The following is a 24,470-nucleotide window of genomic DNA, read 5'->3' as shown; positions in this document are numbered from 1 at the left end:
CAGGGTTATGCACTCAGTTCTAGCATCCGCCCGTGTCGTGGTTTCTCCAGTGCCTTGTCTTGCTTTTGCCAGCCGCCTCTATGGCTCAATCCACTGTCGACGAACGCCTGCCGGAGGATGAGACGTTTCGGTCCGTGGAAATCCGCTCAGACTTACCGCTTTACGGCTTTGATCATCCCGAATTCTGGCCGCGCAGCTACATCCCGGAAGACGCCGTCGCCGGTTGCGCCACTCGCGTGAGATTTGGTGACTGGCAGTTTACCCCAAATCCCGCAAATGAGTTTGGCGATGTCTGGTGGTTGCGAGTCGTGAATTATGGAACGTTTCACTGCACGGCTATCTTCCGCAAAGAATATGACCGTGCACTCCTCCACGAAGTGCAAACCGAAATCGGCTTTTTTGCGCGGATTGGGGAGGTTGATCGCGATGGCGCGATAACCGAGCTGTGGGTAATTCAAAACGGGGCGATGTCCGGAAGCAATTACACCCTTTTATCGCGGCTGCCTTCTGATGGTGTCGCAGAGAATTTCTCAGTCCTGCAACAACGTTGCCCGGATGGCGCTATGCGCGTTTACGAAGGCGATCTTGATATCATTAGTACCGACTATTGCGCGATCAACACTCGAGAAGATTTGCTCACCTTGGCGATCGAAATGCTGGATCTTCCTCCGCTGGGTGTAATGGCGCGCAGAGGTGAAAGCGATTGGGAGGCTGCGACTGAGCCAGTCGAGCAACAGCCTGAGCCCGCAGATGGCTCATTTCTCTTGGAATCGTTGGCACCAAAGACGCAATAAAAAGGCCGGACGTTTCCGCCCGGCCTTCAATTGTTCGATCATGAGCGCAATCACGCAGCCTGAGGCATCAGCCTTTCGCCGGCGATGCGCTGCATCGCCTTCTGAAGCTTTTCAAAAGCACGCACTTCGATCTGGCGAATACGCTCGCGCGACACGTCGTAAACCTGCGAGAGCTCTTCGAGCGTTTGCGGGTTTTCGGTCAGGCGGCGCTCTGTCAGGATATGCTTTTCGCGATCGTTCAGCGCATCCATCGCTTCGATCAGCATTTCGCGGCGCACCTCTGCCTCTTCATTGTCGGCCACAACCGTGTCTTGAAGCGGGCGATCATCGGTGAGCCAGTCCATCCATTCGCCGGCACCTTCTTCGCCATTGCGCATGGGCGTGTTGAGCGATCCGTCACCGCCCATCATCATGCGGCGGTTCATGTTGATCACTTCCTGCTCGGGAACGCCGAGGTCGGTTGCAATCTTGGCCACATCGTCGGGGTGCAGATCGGAGTCTTCGTAAGCCTCCAGCTGCTTTTTCATCCGGCGCAGGTTGAAGAACAGTTTCTTCTGCGCAGCCGTGGTCCCCATTTTCACGAGGCTCCACGAGCGGAGGATGAATTCCTGTATGCTCGCCTTGATCCACCACATGGCGTAAGTCGCGAGGCGGAAACCGCGTTCCGGCTCAAACTTCTTCACGCCCTGCATCAGGCCGACGTTGCCTTCCGAAATCAGGTCGGAAACGGGCAGGCCATAGCCGCGATAGCCCATGGCGATCTTCGCCACGAGGCGCAGGTGGCTCGTCACCAGCTGCGCAGCCGCGTCGGGATCTTCATGTTCCTTGTAACGCACGGCGAGCATATATTCCTGCTCGGGCGTCAGCACCGGAAATTTCTTGATTTCTGCCAGATAGCGGTTGAGGCTTCCCTCACCACTGAGCGCTGGCACGCTCGGTCGATTATTACTCACTTCGTCCCAAACCTTTCTTGCGTCGACCGCTGCTTACGAGCCCCTGCTGGGCACCCGACCTTTGCGGCCACATTGAGTGCGCTTATTTTGTTATAGCACGCACGACATCAATATAGGGTGCTTTTCATCGATTAGAACCACCTAGTTGGTCGATTAGTTCCGTCATATCGGCAGGTATTTCGCTCGAAAAACGGCATTGGTTACCGGTGACGGGATGATCGAAGCCGAGAGTCGCTGCGTGCAGAGCCTGACGCTTGAAATCCAAGGCTTTTATCGTCGACCTGAGTGGTGCTGGTGTGCGCCCATATACTGGATCCCCTAATAGCGAATGACCGATTGACGCAAGGTGAACCCGCACCTGGTGGGTGCGCCCTGTTTCGAGACGACATTCGACGAGCGCTGCGTGGTCCAGCCGCTGCACCGTCGTGTAGTGCGTGACGGCATGTTTCCCGCGCTTCGAGTCGTCCGGAAGCACAGCCATTTTCTTGCGATTGGTGTCCGATCGGCCAAGCCGCCCCGAAACCGTGCCAGCGGAAGGATTGGGATGGCCGCCGCAGACGGCGAAATAGGCTCGTTCGAGCGAGTGATCGGCGAACTGCCTGGCCAGCCCCTCATGCGCGGCATCGCTCTTGGCGACGACGAGGAGGCCGGAGGTATCCTTGTCGATCCTATGCACGATGCCGGGCCGCGCAACACCGCCGATCCCGGAAAGCTGGCCGCGGCAATGATGCAGCAAAGCGTTCACCAGCGTCCCGTCGGGATTACCCGCAGCGGGATGCACCACCATGCCCGCGGGCTTGTCGACCACGATCAGATGCTCATCCTCGAAGACGACCGTCAGGGGGATGTCCTGTGGATAAGCCTGTGGGTCGCTTGGGGGCGGAATGTGGATCAAAAAGCTCTGGTCCACTTGAGCTTTGGCAGAGGGACTGGTGGCGGTTTGTCCGCCCACCTCGACCTTACCCTCGGCAATCAATGCCTTGATCCGCTCGCGAGAGAGATCGGTGACTTCGGCGAGCGCCTTGTCCATCCGCGTGGCGGTGTGGATAACTCCGGTGAGGGTTTGGGCTGATTTCAAGCGAAAAACTCCGGTTGCCCTGAGCTTGTCGAAGGGCTGCACTTCTCTTAGCTCAAACAGTGCTATGTTCTGGGCCTATATCCTCCACTGCCGTGCGGGCAAACTTTACACCGGACATACTGATGATCTTGAGCGCCGCATATGGCAGCACGAAACCGGCCAAATTCCCGGTTTCACGCGCGATTTTCTGCCGGTCAAATTGGTTTGGTCCGAAGAGTTTGTAACGCGAGAAGAGGCGAAAAAGGCCGAGAGACAGATTAAAGGCTGGTCACGCCGCAAGAAGCTGGCGCTGATCCGTGGCGATTGGGACGCGATTTCGCGCTACGCAAAAAGCAAAGGCAGCCCTTCGACAAGCTCAGGGCAACCGGTGGTGGTTCCTAACAAAGTTCACGCTGGCCTTATCCTCGAGGCCCAAAACGCCCACCCTAGCGAGTGCTGCGGCATTCTCACCGGAAACGGCACCGAAGTCACTGGCCTTATCCCGGCCCAAAACGTCCACCCAACCCCCGCAACGCATTTTGAAGTCGACCCGCAGACCCTGATTAACGCCCACCGCGCCGAGCGTGAGGGCGGCCCGCAGGTCATCGGCTACTATCACTCCCACCCGAATGGCCCCTCCTATCCCTCTGAAACCGACGCGCAGATGGCAGCGGGTGACAACACAATCTGGGCGATCGTTGCTCCGGGTGAGACGACGTGGTGGCGCGATACGCCGGATGGTTTTTTGCCGCTTCCCTACACACAGGTGAGAGGCTAAGCGCGGCTGCATGCTATCGATCCAAACCCTTGCAATCACCTGCCTTCACCTCGGCGGGTGCAAGGACAGGATTTTTGGTTTAGAACACTGTCACACCTGTCACACCCCTGCCCTTTGCGAGCTTAGCCAACGCCAGCCATGACTTCCTCCACCGATCTTGCCGCCCTGCTCTGTTCGCGCCTGTGCCACGACATGCTGAGCCCTGTCGGGGCGCTCAATAACGGTCTGGAGCTGCTGGCCGACGAAAGCGATCCGGCCATGCGCCAGCGCTGCCTTGAGCTGCTGGAGCAAAGCGCGCGTACTTCGGCGAGCAAGCTCAAGTTCTTCCGCCTCGCTTACGGTGCAGCTGGCGGCTTCGGTGAAGCCGTACCGTCCGAGGAACCGCGCGATCTGTTGGAAGCGCTGACGGCCGAAAACGAGCGGCTGACATTCGATTGGGCGGTGTCCGAAGCGACGCTAACCAAACCCGCTGTAAAAGTGCTCCTCAACCTCGCGGCCATGGGCCTTGAATCGCTGGTGCGCGGCGGGACGTTGGCTGTCGGTGCAGAACGGCAGGACGGCGCTACCGAGATCGCCATCCGCGCGTCAGGCCCCAAGGTCGCCTTTGACGATACCATCGGCCAGGCTCTCTCGGGCAAGCTCGATGCTGGGCAGATCACGGGCCGCACGGCTCCTGCGCATATGATCAAGCTGCTCTGCGACGAACAGGGCGGCGGCGTGCAATATGCGCATACGCCGGAGGCGCTCGTGCTCGGCGCGGTACTGCCCGATGCTGAAGGGATGATCGGCTGATGGCTGACGAGCTGGTCCACCGCGAGCAGCTCTCGCCCAATTGCAACGACCGCGCGCTGCCCATTTTCATGGTGGTGCTGCACTACACAGAGATGAAGCCGGTCGAGACCGCGATCGAGCGGATGTGCGATCCTGAGGCGCAGGTGAGCGCGCACTACTGCATCACCGAGGAAGGCGAAGTCATTCGCCTGGTGCCGGAGGAAAAGCGCGCGTGGCACGCGGGGGTATCCTACTGGCGCGGGCATAAGGATGTGAACTCCGCCAGCATCGGGATCGAGCTCGATCATCCCGGACATGGCCTCGGCTATCGCGGCTTTGCCGATGCGCAGATCGAGGCGCTGGTGCCGCTGCTCCATCGCATCGTGAAAGAGCACGACATCCCGCGCGCCAACGTGGTCGGTCATTCAGACGTAGCCCCGGCACGCAAGATCGATCCGGGCGAGCTGTTTCCATGGGATCGCCTTGCCGAATACAAGCTCTGCCTGCCCCGCCCTGAAAAGCTGGAGCAGGGCGATGTGTTCGACAATGATGCGAGCTTCTACCTCGCGCTGGAGCGCTTCGGATACGACATCACCGATGGGTACAAGGCGGTCGAAGCCTTCCAACGCCGCTGGCGGCCTGAGCGGATCGACGGGCAGATCTGCGGAGAAGTGCGCGCGATCCTCTTCCAGCTTCTGCTTGATCGCGACAGAGGATTGGCGCGGTGACTTCGGCTTGGCAAATCACCCGCCATTCGCGCTGGGCGATCTGCGCACTGGTCTTCCTTGCCTTGCTTTGGACCTCGCCTGCATGGGCGTGCCGCATCAACAGGCCATTCGATCCGGCTTATGCAAACGAGGCCGATGCCGTCTTCATCGGCCATCTAAGCGACTATGAAGTGGTCGAGGTCAGGCGGCCAGGCCTGTCGGTTCCGCTGACATACTCGCGCTTTCGGTTCGAGCCGACGCAGGTACTTTCGGGTGATGCCAGCGGTTCTTTGACGATAACCTGGAGCAATTCGACCTATGCGCAGCCTGCCGAGATGCCCGACGGGCTCTACCTGGTAGCCCTACATCTGCCATCAGCCGAGCCACCCGTCGTCCTTGCCGGAGAATGGTTCGAGCCAGACCATGCTATCGTCTCGCAACAGCCGTGCTCGCAGGCGCTCCTCTTCCCGGTGGACAGCGAAGATGCAGCCCGCGTTCGAGAATCCTTGGATTAGAGCGGGGCGGCGACTATATGCCCGATGGTGCCGGGGAGCCGGGCAGCCGCGAGCCTTTGGTTCGAGGAAAGTCCGGGCTCCACGAAACGAGGGTGGCGGGTAACGCCCGCCGTGGGTGACCACAGGGAAAGTGCCACAGAGAGTATACCGCCGATGGCCCCTAAAGGGCACAGGCAAGGGTGAAAGGGTGCGGTAAAAGCGCACCGGGGGGCCGGTAACGGTCTCCGTCATGGCAAACCCCACCCGGAGCAAGACCGCATAGGGGTCTCGCGCCACTTGCTGGCAGGAGCGTTTCGCTCCGAGAGACCCGGGTTGGTTGCTGGAGCGCGTGGAGCAATCCACCGCCTAGATGAATGGCTGCCCCTGCAGCGCTGGTCCTTCGGATACCGGTTGCAGGACAGAACCCGGCTTACAGGCTCCCCGGCACTTTACGCTTTCCTACAGACCTGATCGGCGCGCATGCGAGCTGTCAGGCAGGCACTTTCGCGCCATCGACCTTGATATTGCCCTTCTTCGTTTCACGCGCGGTGAGATAGCGGCGGGCATCGTCCTCCAGCACCAGCGCGGTCAGCCTGCCGCTGGCATAGGCACCAGTATCGATACCGATGCGGTTGCCCGTCTGCACAGGTTCATCGGTGATCGTATGGCCGTGAACCACCACAACGCCGTGCGAGCCGGTGTGGCTGAGGAACGGCTCCCTAATCCAGCGCAGCGCGCGCTTCTTCTGCTGATCGAGCGGGACACCCGGAGAAATGCCAGCGTGCACGAAGATGTAATCGCCAAGCTGCACCAGATCCTCGCATTTACGCAGGAACTTGCGGTGCTTGGCAGGAACCGTCTCTTCCATGAGCTCCTGGATTTCGGGCAACGAAAGCTTGGAGAAGGCCTTGCGCTCGATGCCATAGCTCATCAGCGTTTCGCGCCCGCCATGGCGCAGGAAGTGTCGCAGCACGTCCTTGCTTTCGAACGCATCGAGGAACATTTCCTCATGATTGCCGATCAGCGTGCGGACGCTGCGACGCTTGCCCCACGCCTTGGCGAAGTCGATGACGCCTGCACTGTCCGGTCCGCGATCCACCAGATCGCCAAGCAGGATGATGTGGCATTCGATGCCATCGGCCTCGCATTCCTCGATCTCGGCATCGATCGTTTCGGCAAGGGCGGTGAACAGGTCCGCGCGGCCATGTATGTCGCCCACGGCATAGACCCTCTGCCCGGCGGGGATGCGGGGCAGGCTCTTCTTCGCCTTCTTGGTGCCAAACATATTGGTAACGTACTGGATCATGGTCAAACTGCTAGCTGCACATAGTAATTACGCACAGGGACGCAATTCGGGCATCGATCAGTCCTTTTTGACAGCAGACCAATGACTGGCCCCTTAATGCGGAAGCGCGAATGCCGATACGCGCAGGTGATGCGCAAATGCCACAATTATTTTGCAGTGCAGCAAAAAACGTAATTTTCCTTGTGCGGCGCAGAAACTGTCTGCATGATCATTTCGCTTTTGCACAAATCGGCACAATAAAGATGCCGAACGGGTAAAGCGCAGGTGGGACGAAGCATTGTTCACCACAGCAATTGAGGAAATTGCCCATGCTTACGTCCGTTCGCAGCCTTGGCGCTGCATCTATTTTTGCACTCTCCACGCTCGCCGCGATGCCCGCCGTCGCGCAAGATGAGGAAGAAGACGACATCGGTGTCGAAGTTTCGGCCAATGTCGCAATCACCAGCGATTACAAATTCCGCGGTGTCTCCCTCTCCGACGGCGATATTGCCGTTCAAGGCGGCGTCGATGTCGGCCTGCCCGCAGGCTTTTACATCGGCACCTGGGCCTCTTCGATTGACGAAGACACTGTAGGCTACGGCCATACAGAGCTCGATATCTATGGCGGATGGGCCGCTGAATTCGGCAACATCTCCACCGACGTCGGCGTCATCATGTACATCTACCCGAATGCCGGGGCAGGCGATTTCGACTATGTCGAGGTCTATGGCTCGGTTGGCGCGGCGCTTGGCCCGGTCGAAGCAACGCTTGGCGTCGCTTACGCTCCCGAACAGGATTCGCTTGGCGGCACCGACAATTTCTACATCTACACCGATTTGAGCGCAGGACTTCCTGGTACTCCGGTCTCTGTTTTCGCCCACGCCGGTTACACGGATGGCTTCCTGACATTCACCGACGACGGTGAGGCTCTGGATTACGCGATCGGCGTTGAGGCAGCGCTCGGTTCGGTCGTTTCCGTCAGCGCCGCTTTTGTCGGCGTCGAAGGCGATGTGCTGATCGATCCCGATGGCACATTCACTGACGATTCGGTTGTGCTCACGCTCTCCGCGAGCTTCTGATCACGATTTACCCACCTATCGCATAAAGCGAGGAACGGGAGGGCCCGTGCCAGCAATGGCGCGGGCCCTTTCGCTTGTCCGGCCTTCCCTGCTACATGCGGAGCAAACGCAAACAGGAAGCCCTATGACCAAATATCTCCACAGCATGATCCGCGTCGCCGACCCGGAAGCCACAGTCGATTTCTTCAGGATCATCGGCCTCAACGAGGTGCGGCGGATGGACAATGAAAAGGGTCGCTTCACGCTGATCTTCCTTGCCGCTCCCGGACAGGAAGGCGTTGCGGAAGTGGAGCTCACCTATAATTGGCCGCCCGAAGATGGCAGCGCCCCCGAGAGCTATGACGGAGGCCGCAACTTCGGCCACCTCGCCTACCGGGTCGAGGACATCTACGAGACCTGCCAGAAGCTGATGGACGCAGGCGTCACCATCAACAGGCCGCCCCGCGATGGTCATATGGCCTTCGTCCGCACGCCCGATGGCATCAGTATCGAGCTGCTGCAGGATGGCTATCTAGACCCACAGGAGCCATGGGCGAGCATGGAAAACACCGGCAGCTGGTGAGGTGCAGATGAGCAATCGCTTGCCTTTCGCCTGTAAGAACGCCACCTGACGGCGCATCATGCCCGCACGTAAACTCCCCCAGGTCGTCATCATCGGCCGCCCTAATGTCGGTAAATCGACACTGTTCAATCGGCTGATTGGCAAGCGCCTGGCGCTGGTCGATGACCAGCCCGGTGTCACGCGCGATCGCCGCATGGGCGAAGCAGGTTTGCTTGGCCTCGAATTCGAAGCTGTCGATACCGCCGGTTGGGAAGATGAGGAGGATGCCTCGCTCCCCGGACGCATGCGGGTGCAGACGCAGGTTTCGCTGAAAGGTGCAGATGCGGCGCTGTTCGTGATCGACAGCCGTGCCGGGCTAACTCCGCTCGACGAAGAAATCGGCCGCTGGCTGCGCGAGCAGGAAGTGCCCGTCGTGCTGGTCGCGAACAAGGCGGAAGGCAATGCCGGTGAAAGCGGCATTCTGGAAAGCTATTCGCTGGGACTGGGCGATCCGGTGCCCGTCAGCGCAGAGCATGGCGAAGGCGTGGCTGATCTCTACTCTGCGCTGGTGCCGCTCATCGCCGACAAGGCTGAGCAATTGGAGCTCGAAGCCGAGCAGGTCAAAGCCATCGCCGCAGATGAACTTGCCGCACGCGCCGAAGCTGCCGCCGCTGCGGGTGAAGACTTCGAGCTGGAAGAGCACGATCCCGAGGCGCCGTTGAGCCTCGCCATCGTCGGTCGCCCCAATGCCGGTAAGAGCACGCTGATCAACCGCCTGCTCGATGAAGACCGCCTGCTAACCGGCCCCGAGGCCGGCATCACGCGCGATTCCATTGCAGTCGACTGGGAATGGGATGATCCCAAGACCGGCCAGACACGCATCATCAAGCTGATCGACACCGCTGGCATGCGCAAACGCGCCAAGGTTGTCGACAAGCTGGAAAAACTGTCTGTTTCCGATGGCCTGCGCGCAGTGGATTATGCCGAAGTTGTCGTGTTGCTGCTCGATGCAACGCGCGGGCTGGAAGTGCAGGATCTCAAGATCGCTAGCCGCGTGATCGAGGAAGGCCGCGCGTTGATGGTCGCTATCAACAAATGGGATGTGGCGGATGATCCGTCTGCCCTGTTCAACGGCATCCGCAGCGCGCTCGAAGAAGGTCTCTCGCAATTGCGCGGGGTGCCGTTGTTCGCTGTGTCGGCCAAGACCGGCAAGGGACTCGACACAATGCTGGGCGCCGCTTTCAAGCTGCGCGATGACTGGAGCCGCCGCGTTCCGACATCGGCGCTCAACCGCTGGTTCGACGATGCGCTCTCCGCCAATCCGCCACCTGCGCCCGGTGGCCGCCGGATCAAGCTGCGCTACATTACGCAGGTCGGCACCCGTCCGCCGCGCTTCGTCATTTTCGGCTCGCGCCTGTTCGATCTGCCCAACAGCTATGAGCGCTATCTGCTCAACGGCATCCGCAAGCAGCTTGGCTTTGGCGCGGTGCCTGTGCGCCTGACGCTCAAGAGCCCAAAGAACCCCTATGATGACAATCAGGGCGGCGGGGGCAAGTTCAGCGGGCCCAAGTCGTGATCGAGTATCTCTCGCTGACCGGCGATCTGATCGAGCGGACCTCAAGCACCGCACGCGTGCAGCAGATGGTGCAATTGAGCCTGGCGCCGGTGTTCCTTCTCGCCGGTATCGGAGCCATGCTTAACGTGATGAACGCGCGCCTCACCTGGCTCGTTGACCGGATTGAGTTCGTCGACCGGCGGCGCGAGAAAGGCTTGGCGGGGCGCGATGCCGAGGAATTGCCGGCCTTGCGCTTGCGCCAGAAACACGCCCAGCGTGCGGTCAATCTCTCAACCGCTGCAGCGCTGACGATCTGTCTGGTTGTCGCCCTATTGTTCATCAGTGCCTTTATCGAGCCGCGCATTGGCACGCTCGTCGCCGTGCTCTGGATCGCCACGATGGCTCAGCTCTCGGCGGCCTTGCTGCTCTTCTTCCGTGAGACGCGTCTGGCGACTTCTACTGCCAAAGAGCGGCGCAAGCTGAGCCGCGAGATCAAGGCGCGTGAGGAAAACGATCCTGAGTAAGCTCGGAGGCGCCGCCTGCCGGTAACAATTCTTAGCCCTTGTCGCCCTCGCCTGCGGCCTGGCTCTGCAGCTAGACGTAATTTTCCAGTCCCATCCGTTCGATCATGTCGAATTGCGTTTCGAGGAAATCGAGATGCTCTTCTTCATTGTCGAGGATGTGGGCAAACAGATCGCGGCTGACATAGTCGCGCACGCTTTCGCAATATTCAATGGCATCGCGCAGCAGCGGGATGGCATCGTGCTCCAGCGCCAGATCGGCCTTGAGGATTTCCTCGACCGTTTCACCGACCTTGAGTTTGTGAATCGCCTGAAAATTGGGGAGGCCATTCAGGAACAGGACGCGCTCTGCGAGCTTGTCGGCGTGCTCCATTTCCTCGATCGATTCCTTGCGCTCATACGCGGCAAGCTTGGAAACACCCCAATCTTCGAGCACGCGGTAATGCAGCCAGTACTGGTTGATCGCGGTCAGCTCATTGGTGAGCGCCTTGTTGAGAAATTCGATGACCTTTTCGTCGCCCTTCATGGGTGCTCTCCATTGCGTAGCTTTGGATAGCTTTAGACCCCTGATCACAGCTTCTTTGCAAGCGAAACCGGGTATCTGACACACAAAAAAGCGCGGAAAACCGCGCTATTGAGAATGCGTATCAGGATTAGCGGCGCGGTGTCCGGTCAGGCGGCGATGGCTGGATCGATCAGCGCTTCACGCTCTTCACGGATCACGTCCTCCGCCTCTTCCAGGCAATTGCCGCAGTTAGGCTTCTTGCCGAGCTTTGCGTACACGCTTTCCGCATTGCCATTATGCTGGCGCGCTGCCTTGCGCAGGTCGCATTCGCGAATGGCGTTACAGATGCAGGTGTACATGAGGCGGCGATTCTCCGTGTTCGCCACCACAGCTAATGCGAGTCGCTTGCAATAGCAAGGCTAATGAGAATTATTCTCAACGTTTCAGCGGAAACCGCTTTCCGTAGGTCAGGCAGCGCCACAGCCATTCGAGCGGACCGTAGCGATATTTCTCCAGCCAAGGCTTCGACCAGCCGAGCATCACCGCCCAGCCCAGCGCCACGACCAGGTAGAGTTCAGGGCGTGAAAGCTCGCCCCACAGCCCGCCTGCCCATGGGTGGAAGATTAGCATCATCAGCACCGATGTGCCGAGATAATTGGTGAAGGCAGCACGGCCCGCTGCAGAGAGGCGCTCTGCCAGCCAGCCCTTTGCATTTGCGCCATACAGCGCCAGCAGGGAAATCAGCCCAATGATGACCGGCAAGCGCGGGTGGACCGAATAGCTGCTGAAAGCGGCGACCGACTCCCAGAACGTGATCCCGTCGCGCGCGATAGCTATCGCGATGAGCAGCGTCACTGCGCTGCCTGAAATCACGCCGATCCAGCCCCAGATCGCCGTCTTCGTCGGATTGAGTTTCCCCTCGAACAGGCCAACTTTGTAAAGGCCCATGCCGATCAGCATCAGCGGAACCGTTTCAAAAATCAGCAGCAGGATGCCGTTGCTGAAAGGTTCGGTCAGGTGCTCGGCAAAATTGTGGCGGACGAAGTCGACATAATTGCCTGTCGTCAGGATCGCGGTCTCCGCCGCATCATCGCCAAGGATACGCTCTTTTTCGCCATTCATTTGCGCTATAGCATCCGCCATCATCGGATTGTTGGCGGTGTCCACCTGCATCATCAGATGCGGCACGGCGTTGAGGAAAGCATAGATCAGCCCGCCGATGACATAGGCGAGCACACCCAGAATAATCAGCCCCTTGCCTTTCATCCGCAGGAATATGAGCCCCACCATGCCGGCCATGGCGTAGAGCGTCAGAATGTCCCCGCGCCAGATGAAGAAGTAATGGATCAGGCCGAACAGCAACAGGAAGGCCATTCGCCTGACCAGCAGCATTTCATCCCCGCCGCGTTCCCAAGCCTTCTCCATGAACAGGATGATGCCCGCGCCGAACAACAGGGTGAAAAGCCCGCGCATTTTGCCATCGATGAGGACGAACTGTGCGATCCACATCCAGCGATCGGGATCGCCCGCATCGGATACGAAGCCATCGGGCCACATATAGGCCATCTGCGGATGCCCGAAAAACACGATGTTCGCCGCCAGAATGCCGAGAACCGCTATCCCGCGGATCAGGTCGAGGCTGGCGAGGCGCTCAGCCCCGGTGGTTGGCGCAATCGCAGCGGGCTCGCCATCCGGCGTTGCCTGTTCGGTCATCGATGATCCCCATTCTCGTCCTCGCCCTTCTTAGCTGAGGATTGCGATTAGGGAAGCGTGCAAATGCAGCAGAACTCAGTCGCTGCGGACGAGGCAATCCACGCCTGCGCTGCGGAGCGAATTGCACGCCGTCTGTGCCTCATCACGCGTTGCATAGCCACCAGCCTGCAGACGCGTGACGCGACCTGTCGGGATGAGCAAACGCTCGCGCCCGGCAATCTCTGGCCGCGATGCAAGGCGGTTCCACAGCCGCTCTGCATTGCCTGCCACGCCGAATGCTCCGAGCTGTACGCGCCAGGGGCCGCTGGTGCGATCGCGCGGCGGCGGCGCGGCTGCTGGCGCGGGCGCCGGTGTTGCTGTGGCTGGCGGACGTGCCTCTGCCACTCTGACAGGCGGCGGGGCAGAGCGCGGCTCACCCCTCGCGAAAGTGGCGCCTGCATCAGCGGGGCTTTCCGTTCCGGTCGCCTCGCGCGCCTGCCGCACGGCATCGCGCGCAGCGGCAATCGAAGGCGAAACATCGACTGTCGGGATCGGACGTGGCACGCGCGGGCTCGCGGCAGGGCGTGCCTGAGGGGCTGGAGCCTGCGCGCCCAGATCGGCAGCCGCCAATTCGACTGCACGCGCGCGCTCAGCATCGGCTTCCATCTGGCGCGCCAATCCGGCGGCGGCTTGTCGTTGCTCGATCGGAATATGCTGATCCATCTGCGTGATAGCCGCGCTCGCCTGAGGCAGTCCTGCCGCATTCGCAAGCGTGAGCAGCGCATAAGCCCGCGTCCAGTCGCGCCCGACGATGTCGCCGTTGAAATGGGCGATGCCGAGAAGATATTGTGCGCGCGGATCCCCGCGACTGGCTGCACCCTCAACATAGGGCAAAGCCTCTTCACGCCTGCCATCCTGGAAGAGCATGAGGCCATAGGTATCGGCGGCCTGCACATGGCCCGCCTGCGCAGCCTGCGCATAAAGCGCCTCTGCTCGCGCCTCATCCTGCGGCACTCCGCGGCCAAGCCGGTAAGCCTGCGCCAGATTGAACAGTGCGTCCGCATCGCCAGCTTCAGCCGGGGCCTGCCACTCAGCCACGGCGGCTGCGTAATCGCCCCTGCTCCAAGCCTCGACACCTTCCCGCACCTGAGCAAGTGCAGGCGCGGGCGTGGCAAGAACGGTCATCGCGGCGATGGCCACTCCCAGCATTGTCGTGTTTCGCAACATTACGGCGATCCTCAATTCAAAACTGCTCGAATTAAGACTGCCATAGTAAACGGCCCATTAGCAAAGCGTTTATGCCCGGCGATGTATTAGGTGTTGTGACGCAAAGACCCTGAGGAAGAGCCTTTGCGGTTTACGCCCGCAAACACATTCGCAGCCCAACATTCTGCAACTTGGTTCTGTGCAAATTAACTCAAAATAAACGGTATCCTGCGATCCCATTCCCCGGAAAGCCCGCAAACCATCCCGGTGCGGGTATGAGACTTTAGGGGGAACAGCCTTGCGCGTTCTAGCTTTGGCATCGCAAAAGGGTGGTTCGGGAAAAACCACTCTCTCAGGCCACCTCGCCGTGCAGGCACAGCGTGCAGGCGCTGGGCCCGTCGTGCTTATCGATATCGACCCGCAGGGTTCGCTCGCCGACTGGTGGAACGAGCGTGAGGCGGAATTCCCAGCTTTCGCGCAGACAACCGTTGCGCGTCTTGCGAACGACCTCGCGATTCTTCGTCAGCAGGGCTTCAAGCTTGCCGTGATCGACACGCCGCCCGCCATCACCATGGCGATCCAGAGCGTGATTTCGGTCGCCGAGCTGATGGTTGTGCCGACTCGCCCCAGCCCGCACGATCTGCGCGCTGTTGGCGCCACGGTCGACCTGTGTGAGCGTGCAGGCAAGCCGCTGATCTTCGTGGTCAACGCCGCTACCCCCAAGGCGAAGATCACTTCGGAAGCCGCTGTCGCCCTGTCGCAGCACGGCACCGTTGCCCCGATCACCATCCACCACCGCACCGATTTCGCCGCCTCGATGATAGATGGCCGCACGGTGATGGAAGTCGATCCGGAAGGCCGCTCGGCACAGGAAGTCACCGCGCTGTGGCACTATGTCGCTGACCGCCTCGAAAAGAATTTCCGCCGCACTGTGTTTGCCGCTCCCGGCCAGCGCACGCAGGCAAGCAATTCGCAGCAAGGTGGCTTTGGCCGCCGGGTGGCACAGTAATGACGAGCTCGGCCGCCAGCGAAAACCAGTTCGCCTCGCTCGGGCCGATGCTGCTGGCCCGCAAGGGTACGGCAAAGCCCGCCATGCGCGCACAGCTGACCACGTCAGACCGCACCGCGCAGCTGGGTGACGATTTCGACAGCCTGGCAGATAGCCAGTCGGACCTCGGTTGGAACGACATGGGCGAAGACAATCAGGTGATTGATTTCCCTGTCGTCGACAATCGCCCGCGCATCATGCCCAAAGCGCCGAGCCAGACGCCGCGCCAGAGCGCGGTTTCGCAGGGCAAACGCGCTGCTTTCACTCTACGTCTCGATGCGGAGCGGCACCTTAAGCTGAAGCTCGCATCGACGCTGCAGAATATGAGCGCACAGATGCTGGTGACCGAAGCGCTCGATCGCTTCCTCAGCGAATTCTCCGAACTCGATGCCATCGCCGCGCAGGTGCATGGCAAGACAAGCAAGGCCTGAAGGGAAACCTGAATCATGTATTCAATGGACAAGCGCAATCCGATGCTCGGCCTGGGTCTGACGACAGCCATGGCTGCTGTTCTGCTCACTGGCTGTGCGGGCAATGCTGCCCCCAGTGCCAATGTTTCTGCAGCGCAGGCGCAGGCGGCAATCGCCAGCGGTGAAGCCACCGCTGCCATCCAGTCTGCTGAAGCTGCCGTTGCTGCCGATCCGCGCAATGCGTCCCACCGCATGACGCTGGGCAATGCCTATCTTGAAGCTGGCCGTTTCGCTTCGGCTTCGACCAGTTTCGAAGATGCGATGGCTCTTGGCGAAAACAGCCCGCGTGCTGCGCTCAGCCTTGCTCTCGCTCTCACCGGTCAGGCACGTTACCGCGAAGCCGCGGGCGTTCTGGGCGAATGGGAAACCGCTATTGCCGCATCCGATCTTGGTCTTGCCTTTGCGCTGGCCGGAGAGCCGGAGCGCGGTGTCCATATCCTCACCAATGCCATTCGCGGCGGCGACAATACCGTCAAGAGCCGTCAGAACCTCGCCTATGCCTATGCTGTTGCCGGTCGCTGGCGTGAAGCGCGCATGATGGTCGCACAGGATGTGCCCGCGCATGAAGTCGGCGCGCGCATGGAAGAATGGGCGCAGCTTTCGGGCCCGCATGCCTACTCGGCCCGCGTTGCCGGCCTGCTCGGTGTGCCTGCCAATGTCCGTGACAATGGCCAGCCGGTGCATCTGGCGCTCGTCAATTCGCCAAGCGCTTCGCAGCTCGCATTCGAAGCTGCTGCGCCTGCTGCCGCTCCTGCGATGGACAGCGAAACGGGTGAACTTGCCGCACTTGATAATGCGCCGATGAGCGTTCCTGCCACCACCAGCGAACTGCCTTCGGTCGGCACGCCTGCACCGCAGGGTGGATCCTTCGCCAGCGCTTTTGGCAGCACCTCTTCGCCGCTCGCCGTCCGCGCGCCTGATGCACGCTATGCCAGTGAGCCGGTCGTGCAGACCACGCCGGGTTCCACCCCGAGCGCGTTCGCTCCGCCGCCTGCCGCTGCGCCGACTGCCGCACCGCGCATTCCTGCGATCGCGCAGCCGGCTCTCGCCACTTCGCGTCCTGCAGCTGCACCGCGCGCCGCTGCTCCGGCTCCGGCACCCCGTTCTGCTGCACCTCGCGCTGCTGCGCCGGCAGTAGCCGCAGCTCCTGCTCCAGTGGATGACCCGACGCACCTCGTGCAGCTCGGCAGCTTCTCCAGCGAAGCAGGCGCGCAGCGAGCATGGAACATCTATGTCAGCCGCTATCCCGAGCTGGCCGACCGCGAAATGGTGATCACGCAGGCTGTCGTGCGTGGCCGCAATTACTGGCGCGTATCGGCAGGCGGCTTCGACCGCTCGACCAGCCGCGCCATGTGCAGCCGCGTCGATGCGTTGAATGGCGAAGGTTGCATCAGCTGGGCGGCAAATCGTCCGCTACCCGGCGCCATCGACAATGGCATCCGCCTCGCCCGTCGCTAACGATTGAACCCCTTCTCAGCTGCTGAGAAGATTAGAAACCCCTCCCCCAACGGGAGGGGTTTTTTTTTGGCTGTCAGAGGCGGAAACCGCCGTCGGTGACCAGCGTGGAACCGGTGATCGTGCCCGCTGTGTCGGACAGCAGGAACATGATCTGCCCGGCAATTTCGTCTGCCGTAGCAAAGCGCCCGAGCGGCGTTGCCTGTTGCGCCATCGTGGCGATCGCGCCTGCCCTGTCACCCTGATGCTTGGCGACCAGATCTTCGAAGAAACCGACGCCGTCCCACAGCGCAGTATCCACGCCGCCGGGGGCGATGGCATTGACGCGGATGCGACGCTCCGCACCCTCTTTCGCCGCGACTTTCGCCATGTGCATGACGCCCGCTTTCGACGACGCGTAATGCGCAATGCCGATTTCCGCTTTCACTGCCGTGACCGACGCAGTCAGCACGATAGATGCGCCTTGGCTCGCCTTGCGCATGGCCGTGCGTAGCGAGAGAAACGCGCCATCGAGATTGACACTCATCACTTGGCGCCACTGATCCATGCGCATTTTGACGATAGGTGCGCCTACACCTGATATTCCTGCATTGAGGACAGCGAGATCGATCGTGTCGCCCTCTGCCTCGATCAGATCCCACAGGCTTTCGTTGGCCACATCGCCTGCGTGAATCGACGTGTCGCAAGACAGATCGAGCGCGCCGAGCGCATCGGCATTCAGATCGACGAGGATCAGCTTGGCCACTCCTGCCGCATCCAGCGCCCTCGCGGTGGCTGCGCCAATGCCCGAAGCGGCACCTGTGACGAGCGCGGTCTTGCCTGCAAAATCAAAGTTCAATGCGATGTCCTCCCTTCAACAGGGCGACAACCCGCCCCTGCACTGGCTGCCGATCGAACGGCGTGTTGCCAGCCTGTGCTTCCATCTCGCGCGAGTCCACAATCCACGGTGCTTCGGGATCGATGATCGCGATATCGGCTTCTGCGCCTTCGGCTATTCTGCCCGCTTCTACGCCCAGCAATTTTGCAGGGTTGGCGGCGAGCAGATCGAAAGCGCGTGGCATGTGGATCACGCCGTCGCGCACCAGTGTGAGCGTCATGGAGAGCAGCGTTTCGGCACCCGCCATTCCCGGCGCAGCATCGGCGAATGGCAGGCGCTTGTCCTCCGGCCCGCGCGGATCATGACCGCTGGAAATGACATCCACTGTGCCATCGCCGATAGCCTCGATGACGGCTTGCCGGTCATCCTCGCTGCGCAGCGGAGGAGACAGGCGGGCAAAAGTGCGGAAATCGGCGAGCGCGAGATCGGACAGCATGAAATGCGCCGGCGTAACGCCAGCCGTGATCTGCACGCCGCGCGCCTTTGATTGGCGCACCAGATCGAGCCCGGCGCGTGTCGTCACCTGCCGCGCATGAATGCGGGCGCCGCTGACTTCAGCGAGAGCGATATCGCGTACGAGTGCCAGTGTCTCGGCTTCCTTGGGAGCGCTAGGCAGCCCAAGGCGTGTCGCCATTTCGCCCGCTGTCGCGCAGGCCTTGCCCACGAGTGCTGCATCCTCCGCATGGGTCACCACGACCAGATCGAGCATCGCAGCATATTGCAGCAGCCGCAGCATCAGGCCGCTATCGCCGATCCACTGCCGCCCCGTTGCAACCGCCTTTGCGCCCGCATCCTGCATCAGCGCGATTTCGGCGAGCTGCTCGCCCTCCAGACCGACGCTCGCGGCGGCAATCGGATGTACCCAGAAATCGGGCTTTCCGCTCTGCGCGGCGAAGCGGACCCGCGCGGGGTGATCGAGCGGCGGCGACTGATCGGGCATCAGCGCGGCGCGGGTGATCCCGCCGAAGTGAAACGCGGGCTTATCGATCGCGAACACACCGAGATCGACGAGACCCGGTGCGACGATTTTGCCGCCTGCATCGACCACCTCGTCACCATCGAGCGGTGCATCCGTAAGCTCGGCAATCTCACCGTCCACACAGCGAACGGTCTTTGCCGCGAGGCCGTCCGCAGTCACGACCTGACCATTGGTAATGGCAATGGGCTGCTGCTGGCTCATACCCACTCTCCCTCGCCCCAACCGGCTATGCCGCGAGCCCTGCGGGTCAGCACATCAAGGCAGGCCATGCGGATGGCGACGCCCATTTCCACCTGGCTTGTAATAAGCGAACGCCCCGCAAGGTCAGCCACATCACTGTCGATCTCAACGCCGCGGTTCATCGGGCCGGGATGCATTACGATGGCATCCTCTGCGGCCAGCGCGAGCCGATCCGTGGTCAGTCCATAGAGGTGGCGATATTCACGCGGGCTCGGAATGAATTGCCCGTCCATCCGCTCATTCTGAAGCCGCAGCATCATGACGACTTCAGCGCCCTTCAGCGCCTCGTCAAAGCGGTGATGCACCTCCACTTCCATCCGCTCGATCCCCTGCGGCATGAGCGATGGTGGCGCACAGACGCGAACCGTGGCACCCAGCGCCTGCAGACAAAGAATGTTCGAGCGCGCCACCCGACTGTGCAGGATATCGCCGCAAATCGTCACAGTGAGGCCGGTAAAGTCCTCCACATCGCGCCCATTCTCGCGCAGCTTTGTGCGCAGGGCGAGCGCATCGAGAAGCGCTTGCGTGGGATGCTCATGCTGGCCATCGCCAGCGTTGAGCACGGGGCAATCGACCTTACCTGCGATCAATCCTGTGGCTCCCGAAGACCCATGGCGGATCACAATCGCATCGGCGCGCATCGCGTTCAGCGTCACCGCCGTATCGATGAGCGTTTCGCCCTTCTTCACGCTGGATTGCGCAGCATGCATATTGACCACATCTGCGCCGAGCCGCTTGCCCGCGATCTCGAAGCTTAAAAGCGTGCGCGTGCTGTTTTCGAAAAAGGCGTTGATGATGGTGAGACCCGCCAGCCGGTCCGAGTGCTTGCTCGCCTGCCGGTTGAACGCGACATATTGCTCGGCCTCTGCCAGCAGGTAGAGGATTTCGTGGCGCTCCAGATCGCCGATGGCGATCAGATCACGATGCGGAAACGCGCGGCCGCCCGCTGGAAAGCGGGCGCTGGCGGAGGTGTTTGGCGGCGATGTCATTAAAGCATGGCCATTAGGGCGCAGCGCGCAGGCTGGCAATGGCTTTCCTTTGCGAAGCCCTCTGTCGAGCGGGATTGGCGCTGCGCCCGTTTAGCACTGGCACAAACCAACGCGCGCCATTACGTGACAGGCAACACATCTTACCAAAAGGGTTTCGCATGGTATTCGCGCGCAAGGTCTGGAAGCTGCTGGTCGCCATCAAGGACGGCCTCGCTTTGATCTTCCTCCTGCTGTTCTTCCTGGCGTTGTTTGCCGTGCTGAGTGCGCGGCCCAATCCCGGCGTCGTGCGCGATGGCGCACTGCTCCTGGATATTGACGGCGTGGTGGTTGAAGAAGTCGCGCCGGTCGATCCCTTTGCCGCGCTGCTCAGCAACACCGTGCCCACCCGCGAATATGCCGCACGCGATCTGGTGCGCACTATCGATGCGGCGGCAAGCGATGAACGGATCGAGGTTCTGGCGCTGGACCTGACCGGTTTCCTCGGCGGCGGCGGCGTCAACCTGCAGGAAGTCAGCGCGGCGCTGCAGCGTTTCAAGGCAGCGGGCAAGCCGATCTACACCCATGCAGTGGCCTATGGCGATTCCGCCATGCTGCTGGCAGCGCATTCGGATGAAATCTGGGTCGACCCGCTTGGCGGCGTCGCCATTTCCGGGCCGGGCGGCGAGAACCTCTATTATGCAGACGCGCTGGAGCGGTTCAACGTCACCGCCAATGTCTACCGCGTCGGCACGTACAAGAGCGCAGTCGAGCCCTATACGCAGGACAGCATGTCTCCCGAAGCGCGCGAGAACCTCTCGCAGCTGCTCGCCACTTTGTGGGAAGAATGGCGCGCAACCGTGCGTCAGGCGCGGCCCGATGCCGATATCGAACTGGTGACCAGCGATGTCGAAGGCTGGCTCGCTAGGTCGGGCAATGACATTGCTCAAGCTTCGCTTGCCGCAGGCCTTGCAGACCGCATCGGCACCCGCGTCGAATGGGGTGAGCGCATCGCGCAGGAAGTGGGGGAGGATCGCTGGAGCGAAGAACCCGGCTCCTTCGCTGCCACTGAATACGACCCATTCCTTGCCGAAGTGAACTCAGGCATCGATCTTGGCAGCGATGCGAAGATCGGCGTCGTAACTATCGCCGGGACGATCAGCGATGGCACCGCCGGACCGGGCTCTGCCGGGGCGGAGCGGATCGCCAATCTGCTCGACAATGCGCTGGATGATGATCTCGATGCGCTGGTCGTCCGCGTGAATTCGCCGGGCGGTACGGTGACGGGATCGGAAACCATCCGCCGCGCCATCCTGCGGCACAAGGCCAAGGGTATCCCGATCGCCGTCTCCATGGGCAATTACGCCGCCAGTGGCGGTTATTGGGTGGCAACGCCGGCGGACCGGATCTTTGCCGAGCCGCAAACGCTGACCGGCTCTATCGGGGTCTTCCTCGTCGTGCCCAGCTTTGAAGAGCTGCTTGCCGAATACGGCGTCAATACCGATGGCGTCCGCACGACGGGCCTTTCCGGCCAGCCGGACATCTTCAGCGGTTTCAGCGAAGAAGCGGACACGGTGCTGCAGGCAGGCGTCGAGACGACCTATGGCCGCTTCCTCAACCTAGTCGCAGAATCGCGCGGCATTTCGCTGGAGCGTGCAGATGAGCTTGGCCAGGGCCGCGTGTGGGATGGCGGATCTGCCCGCCAGCTCGGCCTTGTCGACCAGTTCGGCGATTTGGAGACCGCCATCGCATGGGCTGCCGAGCGTGCCGAGCTGCCAACGGATGAGTTCGACGTCGTGTACCTAGGCGACGATGCGCCGCAATACGGCTCGATCCTTTCGCAGCTGCTGGCGAGCGACAGCGGGCAGGCCGAGGGCGGCCGCGATATCGCCTCGCTTTTCGCCCAGCGTGAAATGGCGCGATTTGCCCAGGTGACCAGCGATATCGACCAGTTGTTCGGTGCGCAGGGCATTCAGGCGCGCTGCGTCGAATGCACCGTGTTGCAGCCGGTCAGCCGCGTAAGCTCGAGCCCTGCGCCCGATGCCGGATGGCTCGCGGCCATGCGAGCGCTCTGGCGCGACTGAACCAGCCGCACGCACGGTCTTGTCAATCGCACCCGGGCGTGGCAAAGGCCCGCCCCTGCCGTGAATCGCTGACTTCAGCGAGAGGCCCGGCGGGCGCGTAGCTCAGTGGTAGAGCACACCCTTCACACGGGTGGGGTCGCAAGTTCAATCCTTGCCGCGCCCACCAGTTTCGACTGGAGAACATCATCCGGGGGATGATGTGCCGTCGAAACTCCCGAGCGAAGCGATGGGCCTCTCAATGACTTGGAAAAGATAGCTCGTGTTTGCATGAAAAAGCAGGAGAAACTGACTGGCGGAAATTAAATGGATCGCGCCTCTTCGGCCAGAAGAAACGCGCCTGTGATTCCAGCATTCTCGCCCAATTTCGGCATCACGACGGACTGCCTGCTTCTTCCGGGGAGATAGTTCGCGCCGGCATTCATCGTCGCCTCTTGAATTCGTGCAAGAAGACCCGGCGTCTTCATCACGCCGCCACCTAGGATGACTCGCTCCACAGCAAGGCTCGCGAAAAGCGTGTGGCAAAGCTGAGCGAGATAGCCTGCAACGCGGCAATGGGCCTCGTGCTCTGCCGGCAAGTCAGACAAGGTCTTGCCCCAGCGCGACAGAATGGCGGGTCCGCTAGAAAGGCCCTCCAGACAATCGCCATGAAAAGGGCATGCTCCAGCAAATTCGTGATCGTCGGCTGCGCGGCGCGGGTAGATGTGCCCCATCTCGGGATGACCCGCTCCATGAACGATCTGTCCATTGACGATCACGCCACCGCCGATACCTGTGCCGACGGTGACATAGGCCATGCCGCTTGTGCCGCGACCGGCACCCAGATGGAATTCGCCCAGGGCTGCACCGTTCACATCGGTATCGAAGCCGACGGGCACACCCAAGTCGCTCATGAAATGGCCTGCGAGGTCGCAGTTGCTCCAACCGGGCTTCGGGGTTTCAAGGATATGCCCCCAGAGAGGAGCACGACGGTCTAGTTCGACCGGACCAAAAGATGCGATACCGAGAGCCGCGATCGCAGGTTGCGCATCGAACCAGTCGCTTGCCGCAGCCATTGTGGATACAGGGTCCGCCGTTGGAATGGTATGGCGCGAAACGATTACACCGTCGGCGGTACCAGTAGCGAGGACGAATTTGGTACCTCCTGCTTCGATCGCTCCGAGCAGCGGCCGGTCTGTTGAAACTGTCGCCATCAGCCGGTCACCACAGTTGAACGCGCTCCATCGAGGGCAATGCGAATGAAAGGTGCGAATGTACCACCGAAGCGCGCTCGCCGGGATTCTCCTTCCGGCACACTCGGATCTTCCGGCCCCCAATAATCAACAAAGCTCGCAACGCGAAGGTCAGGCAAGACCCACCAGCTATACGCCTGAGTGGGCCGCTCCGCTGGATTCGCCACGACCAATCCGTGGCCGTTTAGGAGCCTCCAGGGACCAGCCAGGCTCGGTGCAGTGGCTCCGTACAGACCAGTGGGCGCTTCTATCCCCGGGGCGAATACGCCGCGTTGCGTGGACCAGAACAAATAAAGGGCACCGGCGTGTTCGACGATGTGCGGCCGCTCCAACTCGTTGTTGACACCTGTCGCTTCGATCAAAGGTGGAAGCAGGTGATAGTCACCTTCATTCTGCTGTGCGGCGATGCCGATTACGCCGTCATGCGCGCTAGGGTTGCTGGCTGACGAACCCGTGAACAGGACGTAGTTCTTGCCGTCTTGATCGCGGAAATGGCTCGGATCGCGAAAAGCCTTGATCTTCCCAGGCTCCCCCTCATTCTGATCGGCCGGGCGATAAATTTCGCCGTCCGCCTCAATGATTTCTACTGGTGTCGACCATTCAGAAAAGATTGTGCCTTCGGTCAGCGATGCCTCTGTCACAAAGATACGCTGCTGATAGCTTAGCGATACATCACCTTTCTGGCCTGCAGCCGTGAAGAACAGGGTCACTATTCCCTTTTCGTAGCGCGCAGAGCCGGACCATTGACGTGCACCCGGGGCAAATTCCCGCGACAGGGTTTGATCTAGATGCTCAAACCTGTCCCCCAATCTGTGAAAGTGATGGATGCGCGCAAGATGATGGCGCGTTTCAGGATCGTCAGAGCGATCAACTGCCAGCGCAAACCATAGCTCGCCGCCGCGCCACTCGATCGGTGCGCCGGAAGGGTCGGCAAGCGGCCAGGAATCCCAGACATCAAGGTCAGGAGACATGGGACCGGCTTCCGCCTCACCAATGATCACACTCTGGTTGGTCCCATCAAGCCGGAGTGTCCGCAGTGCTTCGACGGACCAGGCGCTTGTCGCAAATCTTGCGAAATCTGCCTTTGCCACGCTCGAAGTCATATTCTTTGCCTTCTCATCTGAGGTCCGCCTTAGTCACCGACAGGCGCCGGGTCGAACGGGTTTACGAATAGGGACAGATGGT

The 24,470-nt window shown here is 61.0% G+C and carries 25 protein-coding genes, 1 tRNA gene and 1 other RNA gene; 15 read left to right on the top strand and 12 right to left on the bottom strand.

Translation table 11 applies throughout. The features are described from left to right. Positions 1 to 80 precede the first annotated feature (80 nt). Entirely contained in the window at positions 81 to 794 is a 714-nt protein-coding gene (locus O2N64_RS07605) for a hypothetical protein (protein ID WP_271077016.1), read from the top strand. 50 nt (positions 795 to 844) lie between these two features. On the opposite strand, the gene rpoH is transcribed toward O2N64_RS07605, so the two are convergent. Further along, on the bottom strand, positions 845 to 1,747 hold the full coding sequence (rpoH, locus tag O2N64_RS07600; RefSeq protein WP_197922298.1) for an RNA polymerase sigma factor RpoH: 903 nt from the start codon (positions 1,745 to 1,747) through the stop codon (positions 845 to 847). A 124-nt stretch (positions 1,748 to 1,871) separates the two neighbouring features. Beyond that, the gene (locus tag O2N64_RS07595; RefSeq protein WP_442866724.1) at positions 1,872 to 2,825 is read right to left on the bottom strand and encodes an RluA family pseudouridine synthase; all 954 of its coding nucleotides are present in this window, start codon (positions 2,823 to 2,825) and stop codon (positions 1,872 to 1,874) included. A 64-nt stretch (positions 2,826 to 2,889) separates the two neighbouring features. Between O2N64_RS07595 and O2N64_RS07590 the strand changes: the two genes are divergently transcribed. The 5 genes from O2N64_RS07590 (at position 2,890) to rnpB (ending at position 6,003) form a co-directional block, all read left to right on the top strand. Beyond that, a complete protein-coding gene (locus O2N64_RS07590; protein WP_271077015.1) occupies positions 2,890 to 3,582 on the top strand; it encodes a Mov34/MPN/PAD-1 family protein in 693 nt (230 codons plus the stop codon). Between the two features lie 138 nt (positions 3,583 to 3,720). Next, complete coding sequence (locus O2N64_RS07585) at positions 3,721 to 4,374, top strand: histidine phosphotransferase family protein (protein ID WP_271077014.1); 654 nt, start codon at positions 3,721 to 3,723, stop codon at positions 4,372 to 4,374. Further along, entirely contained in the window at positions 4,374 to 5,081 is a 708-nt protein-coding gene (locus O2N64_RS07580) for an N-acetylmuramoyl-L-alanine amidase (RefSeq protein ID WP_271077013.1), read from the top strand. Before O2N64_RS07585 ends, O2N64_RS07580 begins: the two co-directional genes overlap by 1 nt. Further along, complete coding sequence (locus tag O2N64_RS07575; RefSeq protein WP_271077012.1) at positions 5,078 to 5,575, top strand: hypothetical protein; 498 nt, start codon at positions 5,078 to 5,080, stop codon at positions 5,573 to 5,575. The genes O2N64_RS07580 and O2N64_RS07575 overlap by 4 nt, the downstream gene beginning before the upstream one ends. Before the next feature lie 30 nt (positions 5,576 to 5,605). Then, positions 5,606 to 6,003: RNase P RNA component class A (rnpB, locus tag O2N64_RS07570), an RNA gene on the top strand. 41 nt (positions 6,004 to 6,044) lie between these two features. Here rnpB and O2N64_RS07565 read toward each other — a convergent pair. Further along, positions 6,045 to 6,860, bottom strand: coding sequence for a metallophosphoesterase family protein (locus O2N64_RS07565; protein WP_271077011.1), 816 nt, complete (start codon positions 6,858 to 6,860; stop codon positions 6,045 to 6,047). A gap of 308 nt (positions 6,861 to 7,168) precedes the next feature. On the opposite strand from O2N64_RS07565, the gene O2N64_RS07560 reads away from it, so the two are divergent. The 4 genes from O2N64_RS07560 (at position 7,169) to O2N64_RS07545 (ending at position 10,538) form a co-directional block, all read left to right on the top strand. Next, the gene (locus O2N64_RS07560) at positions 7,169 to 7,918 is read left to right on the top strand and encodes a TorF family putative porin (RefSeq protein WP_271077010.1); all 750 of its coding nucleotides are present in this window, start codon (positions 7,169 to 7,171) and stop codon (positions 7,916 to 7,918) included. A 124-nt stretch (positions 7,919 to 8,042) separates the two neighbouring features. Then, entirely contained in the window at positions 8,043 to 8,480 is a 438-nt protein-coding gene (locus tag O2N64_RS07555) for a VOC family protein (protein ID WP_271077009.1), read from the top strand. Positions 8,481 to 8,538: 58 nt separating this feature from the next. Further along, positions 8,539 to 10,035 carry a ribosome biogenesis GTPase Der gene (der, locus tag O2N64_RS07550; protein WP_271077008.1) on the top strand — a complete coding sequence of 499 codons (1,497 nt, stop codon included), beginning with the start codon at positions 8,539 to 8,541 and terminating at the stop codon, positions 10,033 to 10,035. Continuing rightward, positions 10,032 to 10,538 carry a DUF2721 domain-containing protein gene (locus O2N64_RS07545; protein WP_271077007.1) on the top strand — a complete coding sequence of 169 codons (507 nt, stop codon included), beginning with the start codon at positions 10,032 to 10,034 and terminating at the stop codon, positions 10,536 to 10,538. The genes der and O2N64_RS07545 overlap by 4 nt, the downstream gene beginning before the upstream one ends. Before the next feature lie 70 nt (positions 10,539 to 10,608). On the opposite strand, the gene bfr is transcribed toward O2N64_RS07545, so the two are convergent. The 4 genes from bfr to O2N64_RS07525 form a co-directional block, all read right to left on the bottom strand. After that, on the bottom strand, positions 10,609 to 11,061 hold the full coding sequence (gene bfr / locus O2N64_RS07540) for a bacterioferritin (RefSeq protein WP_271077006.1): 453 nt from the start codon (positions 11,059 to 11,061) through the stop codon (positions 10,609 to 10,611). A 146-nt stretch (positions 11,062 to 11,207) separates the two neighbouring features. Beyond that, positions 11,208 to 11,426 carry a (2Fe-2S)-binding protein gene (locus O2N64_RS07535; RefSeq protein ID WP_442866723.1) on the bottom strand — a complete coding sequence of 73 codons (219 nt, stop codon included), beginning with the start codon at positions 11,424 to 11,426 and terminating at the stop codon, positions 11,208 to 11,210. A 49-nt stretch (positions 11,427 to 11,475) separates the two neighbouring features. Then, positions 11,476 to 12,753: a DUF418 domain-containing protein gene (locus tag O2N64_RS07530; RefSeq protein WP_271077005.1), complete on the bottom strand. Its 1,278-nt coding sequence runs from the start codon at positions 12,751 to 12,753 to the stop codon at positions 11,476 to 11,478. A gap of 75 nt (positions 12,754 to 12,828) precedes the next feature. Continuing rightward, positions 12,829 to 13,959: an SPOR domain-containing protein gene (locus tag O2N64_RS07525; RefSeq protein WP_271077004.1), complete on the bottom strand. Its 1,131-nt coding sequence runs from the start codon at positions 13,957 to 13,959 to the stop codon at positions 12,829 to 12,831. 277 nt (positions 13,960 to 14,236) lie between these two features. Between O2N64_RS07525 and O2N64_RS07520 the strand changes: the two genes are divergently transcribed. The 3 genes from O2N64_RS07520 to O2N64_RS07510 are packed head-to-tail and all read left to right on the top strand — an operon-like array spanning position 14,237 to position 16,914. Beyond that, a complete protein-coding gene (locus tag O2N64_RS07520; RefSeq protein WP_271077003.1) occupies positions 14,237 to 14,947 on the top strand; it encodes a ParA family protein in 711 nt (236 codons plus the stop codon). Then, complete coding sequence (locus O2N64_RS07515; RefSeq protein WP_271077002.1) at positions 14,947 to 15,417, top strand: hypothetical protein; 471 nt, start codon at positions 14,947 to 14,949, stop codon at positions 15,415 to 15,417. The genes O2N64_RS07520 and O2N64_RS07515 overlap by 1 nt, the downstream gene beginning before the upstream one ends. A gap of 15 nt (positions 15,418 to 15,432) precedes the next feature. Beyond that, entirely contained in the window at positions 15,433 to 16,914 is a 1,482-nt protein-coding gene (locus tag O2N64_RS07510) for an SPOR domain-containing protein (protein ID WP_271077001.1), read from the top strand. Positions 16,915 to 16,987: 73 nt separating this feature from the next. On the opposite strand, the gene O2N64_RS07505 is transcribed toward O2N64_RS07510, so the two are convergent. The 3 genes from O2N64_RS07505 to O2N64_RS07495 are packed head-to-tail and all read right to left on the bottom strand — an operon-like array spanning position 16,988 to position 19,996. Next, entirely contained in the window at positions 16,988 to 17,749 is a 762-nt protein-coding gene (locus tag O2N64_RS07505; RefSeq protein ID WP_333781555.1) for an SDR family NAD(P)-dependent oxidoreductase, read from the bottom strand. After that, positions 17,739 to 18,968, bottom strand: coding sequence for a dihydroorotase (locus O2N64_RS07500; protein ID WP_271077000.1), 1,230 nt, complete (start codon positions 18,966 to 18,968; stop codon positions 17,739 to 17,741). The genes O2N64_RS07505 and O2N64_RS07500 overlap by 11 nt, the downstream gene beginning before the upstream one ends. After that, a complete protein-coding gene (locus O2N64_RS07495) occupies positions 18,965 to 19,996 on the bottom strand; it encodes an aspartate carbamoyltransferase catalytic subunit (RefSeq protein WP_271076999.1) in 1,032 nt (343 codons plus the stop codon). The genes O2N64_RS07500 and O2N64_RS07495 overlap by 4 nt, the downstream gene beginning before the upstream one ends. A gap of 158 nt (positions 19,997 to 20,154) precedes the next feature. On the opposite strand from O2N64_RS07495, the gene sppA reads away from it, so the two are divergent. Further along, complete coding sequence (sppA, locus tag O2N64_RS07490) at positions 20,155 to 22,056, top strand: signal peptide peptidase SppA (protein WP_271076998.1); 1,902 nt, start codon at positions 20,155 to 20,157, stop codon at positions 22,054 to 22,056. Positions 22,057 to 22,147: 91 nt separating this feature from the next. Next, positions 22,148 to 22,222, top strand: a tRNA-Val gene (locus tag O2N64_RS07485). 133 nt (positions 22,223 to 22,355) lie between these two features. Here O2N64_RS07485 and O2N64_RS07480 read toward each other — a convergent pair. Together O2N64_RS07480 and O2N64_RS07475 are read right to left on the bottom strand one after the other, a co-directional pair. After that, on the bottom strand, positions 22,356 to 23,246 hold the full coding sequence (locus O2N64_RS07480) for an ROK family protein (RefSeq protein ID WP_271076997.1): 891 nt from the start codon (positions 23,244 to 23,246) through the stop codon (positions 22,356 to 22,358). Then, a complete protein-coding gene (locus O2N64_RS07475) occupies positions 23,246 to 24,376 on the bottom strand; it encodes a glycoside hydrolase family 68 protein (protein ID WP_271076996.1) in 1,131 nt (376 codons plus the stop codon). Before O2N64_RS07475 ends, O2N64_RS07480 begins: the two co-directional genes overlap by 1 nt. Between the last annotated feature and the right edge of the window lie 94 nt (positions 24,377 to 24,470).

Source organism: Aurantiacibacter sp. MUD61, assembly GCF_027912455.1.
GTDB lineage: Bacteria > Pseudomonadota > Alphaproteobacteria > Sphingomonadales > Sphingomonadaceae > Alteraurantiacibacter.
This window is presented reverse-complemented; position numbering and strand designations above follow the sequence as displayed.

Bases quoted from the DNA above. Each gene is read 5' to 3' on its own strand.
- O2N64_RS07480 (WP_271076997.1), bottom strand. From the start codon at position 23,246: ATGGCGACAGTTTCAACAGACCGGCCGCTGCTCGGAGCGATCGAAGCA.
- O2N64_RS07565 (WP_271077011.1), bottom strand. From the start codon at position 6,860: ATGATCCAGTACGTTACCAATATGTTTGGCACCAAGAAGGCGAAGAAG.
- der (WP_271077008.1), top strand. From the start codon at position 8,539: ATGCCCGCACGTAAACTCCCCCAGGTCGTCATCATCGGCCGCCCTAAT.
- O2N64_RS07590 (WP_271077015.1), top strand. From the start codon at position 2,890: ATGTTCTGGGCCTATATCCTCCACTGCCGTGCGGGCAAACTTTACACC.
- O2N64_RS07500 (WP_271077000.1), bottom strand. From the start codon at position 18,968: ATGAGCCAGCAGCAGCCCATTGCCATTACCAATGGTCAGGTCGTGACT.
- O2N64_RS07555 (WP_271077009.1), top strand. From the start codon at position 8,043: ATGACCAAATATCTCCACAGCATGATCCGCGTCGCCGACCCGGAAGCC.
- O2N64_RS07510 (WP_271077001.1), top strand. From the start codon at position 15,433: ATGTATTCAATGGACAAGCGCAATCCGATGCTCGGCCTGGGTCTGACG.
- O2N64_RS07530 (WP_271077005.1), bottom strand. From the start codon at position 12,753: ATGACCGAACAGGCAACGCCGGATGGCGAGCCCGCTGCGATTGCGCCA.
- O2N64_RS07585 (WP_271077014.1), top strand. From the start codon at position 3,721: ATGACTTCCTCCACCGATCTTGCCGCCCTGCTCTGTTCGCGCCTGTGC.
- O2N64_RS07580 (WP_271077013.1), top strand. From the start codon at position 4,374: ATGGCTGACGAGCTGGTCCACCGCGAGCAGCTCTCGCCCAATTGCAAC.
- O2N64_RS07605 (WP_271077016.1), top strand. From the start codon at position 81: ATGGCTCAATCCACTGTCGACGAACGCCTGCCGGAGGATGAGACGTTT.
- O2N64_RS07560 (WP_271077010.1), top strand. From the start codon at position 7,169: ATGCTTACGTCCGTTCGCAGCCTTGGCGCTGCATCTATTTTTGCACTC.
- O2N64_RS07495 (WP_271076999.1), bottom strand. From the start codon at position 19,996: ATGACATCGCCGCCAAACACCTCCGCCAGCGCCCGCTTTCCAGCGGGC.
- O2N64_RS07525 (WP_271077004.1), bottom strand. From the start codon at position 13,959: ATGTTGCGAAACACGACAATGCTGGGAGTGGCCATCGCCGCGATGACC.
- sppA (WP_271076998.1), top strand. From the start codon at position 20,155: ATGGTATTCGCGCGCAAGGTCTGGAAGCTGCTGGTCGCCATCAAGGAC.
- O2N64_RS07515 (WP_271077002.1), top strand. From the start codon at position 14,947: ATGACGAGCTCGGCCGCCAGCGAAAACCAGTTCGCCTCGCTCGGGCCG.
- bfr (WP_271077006.1), bottom strand. From the start codon at position 11,061: ATGAAGGGCGACGAAAAGGTCATCGAATTTCTCAACAAGGCGCTCACC.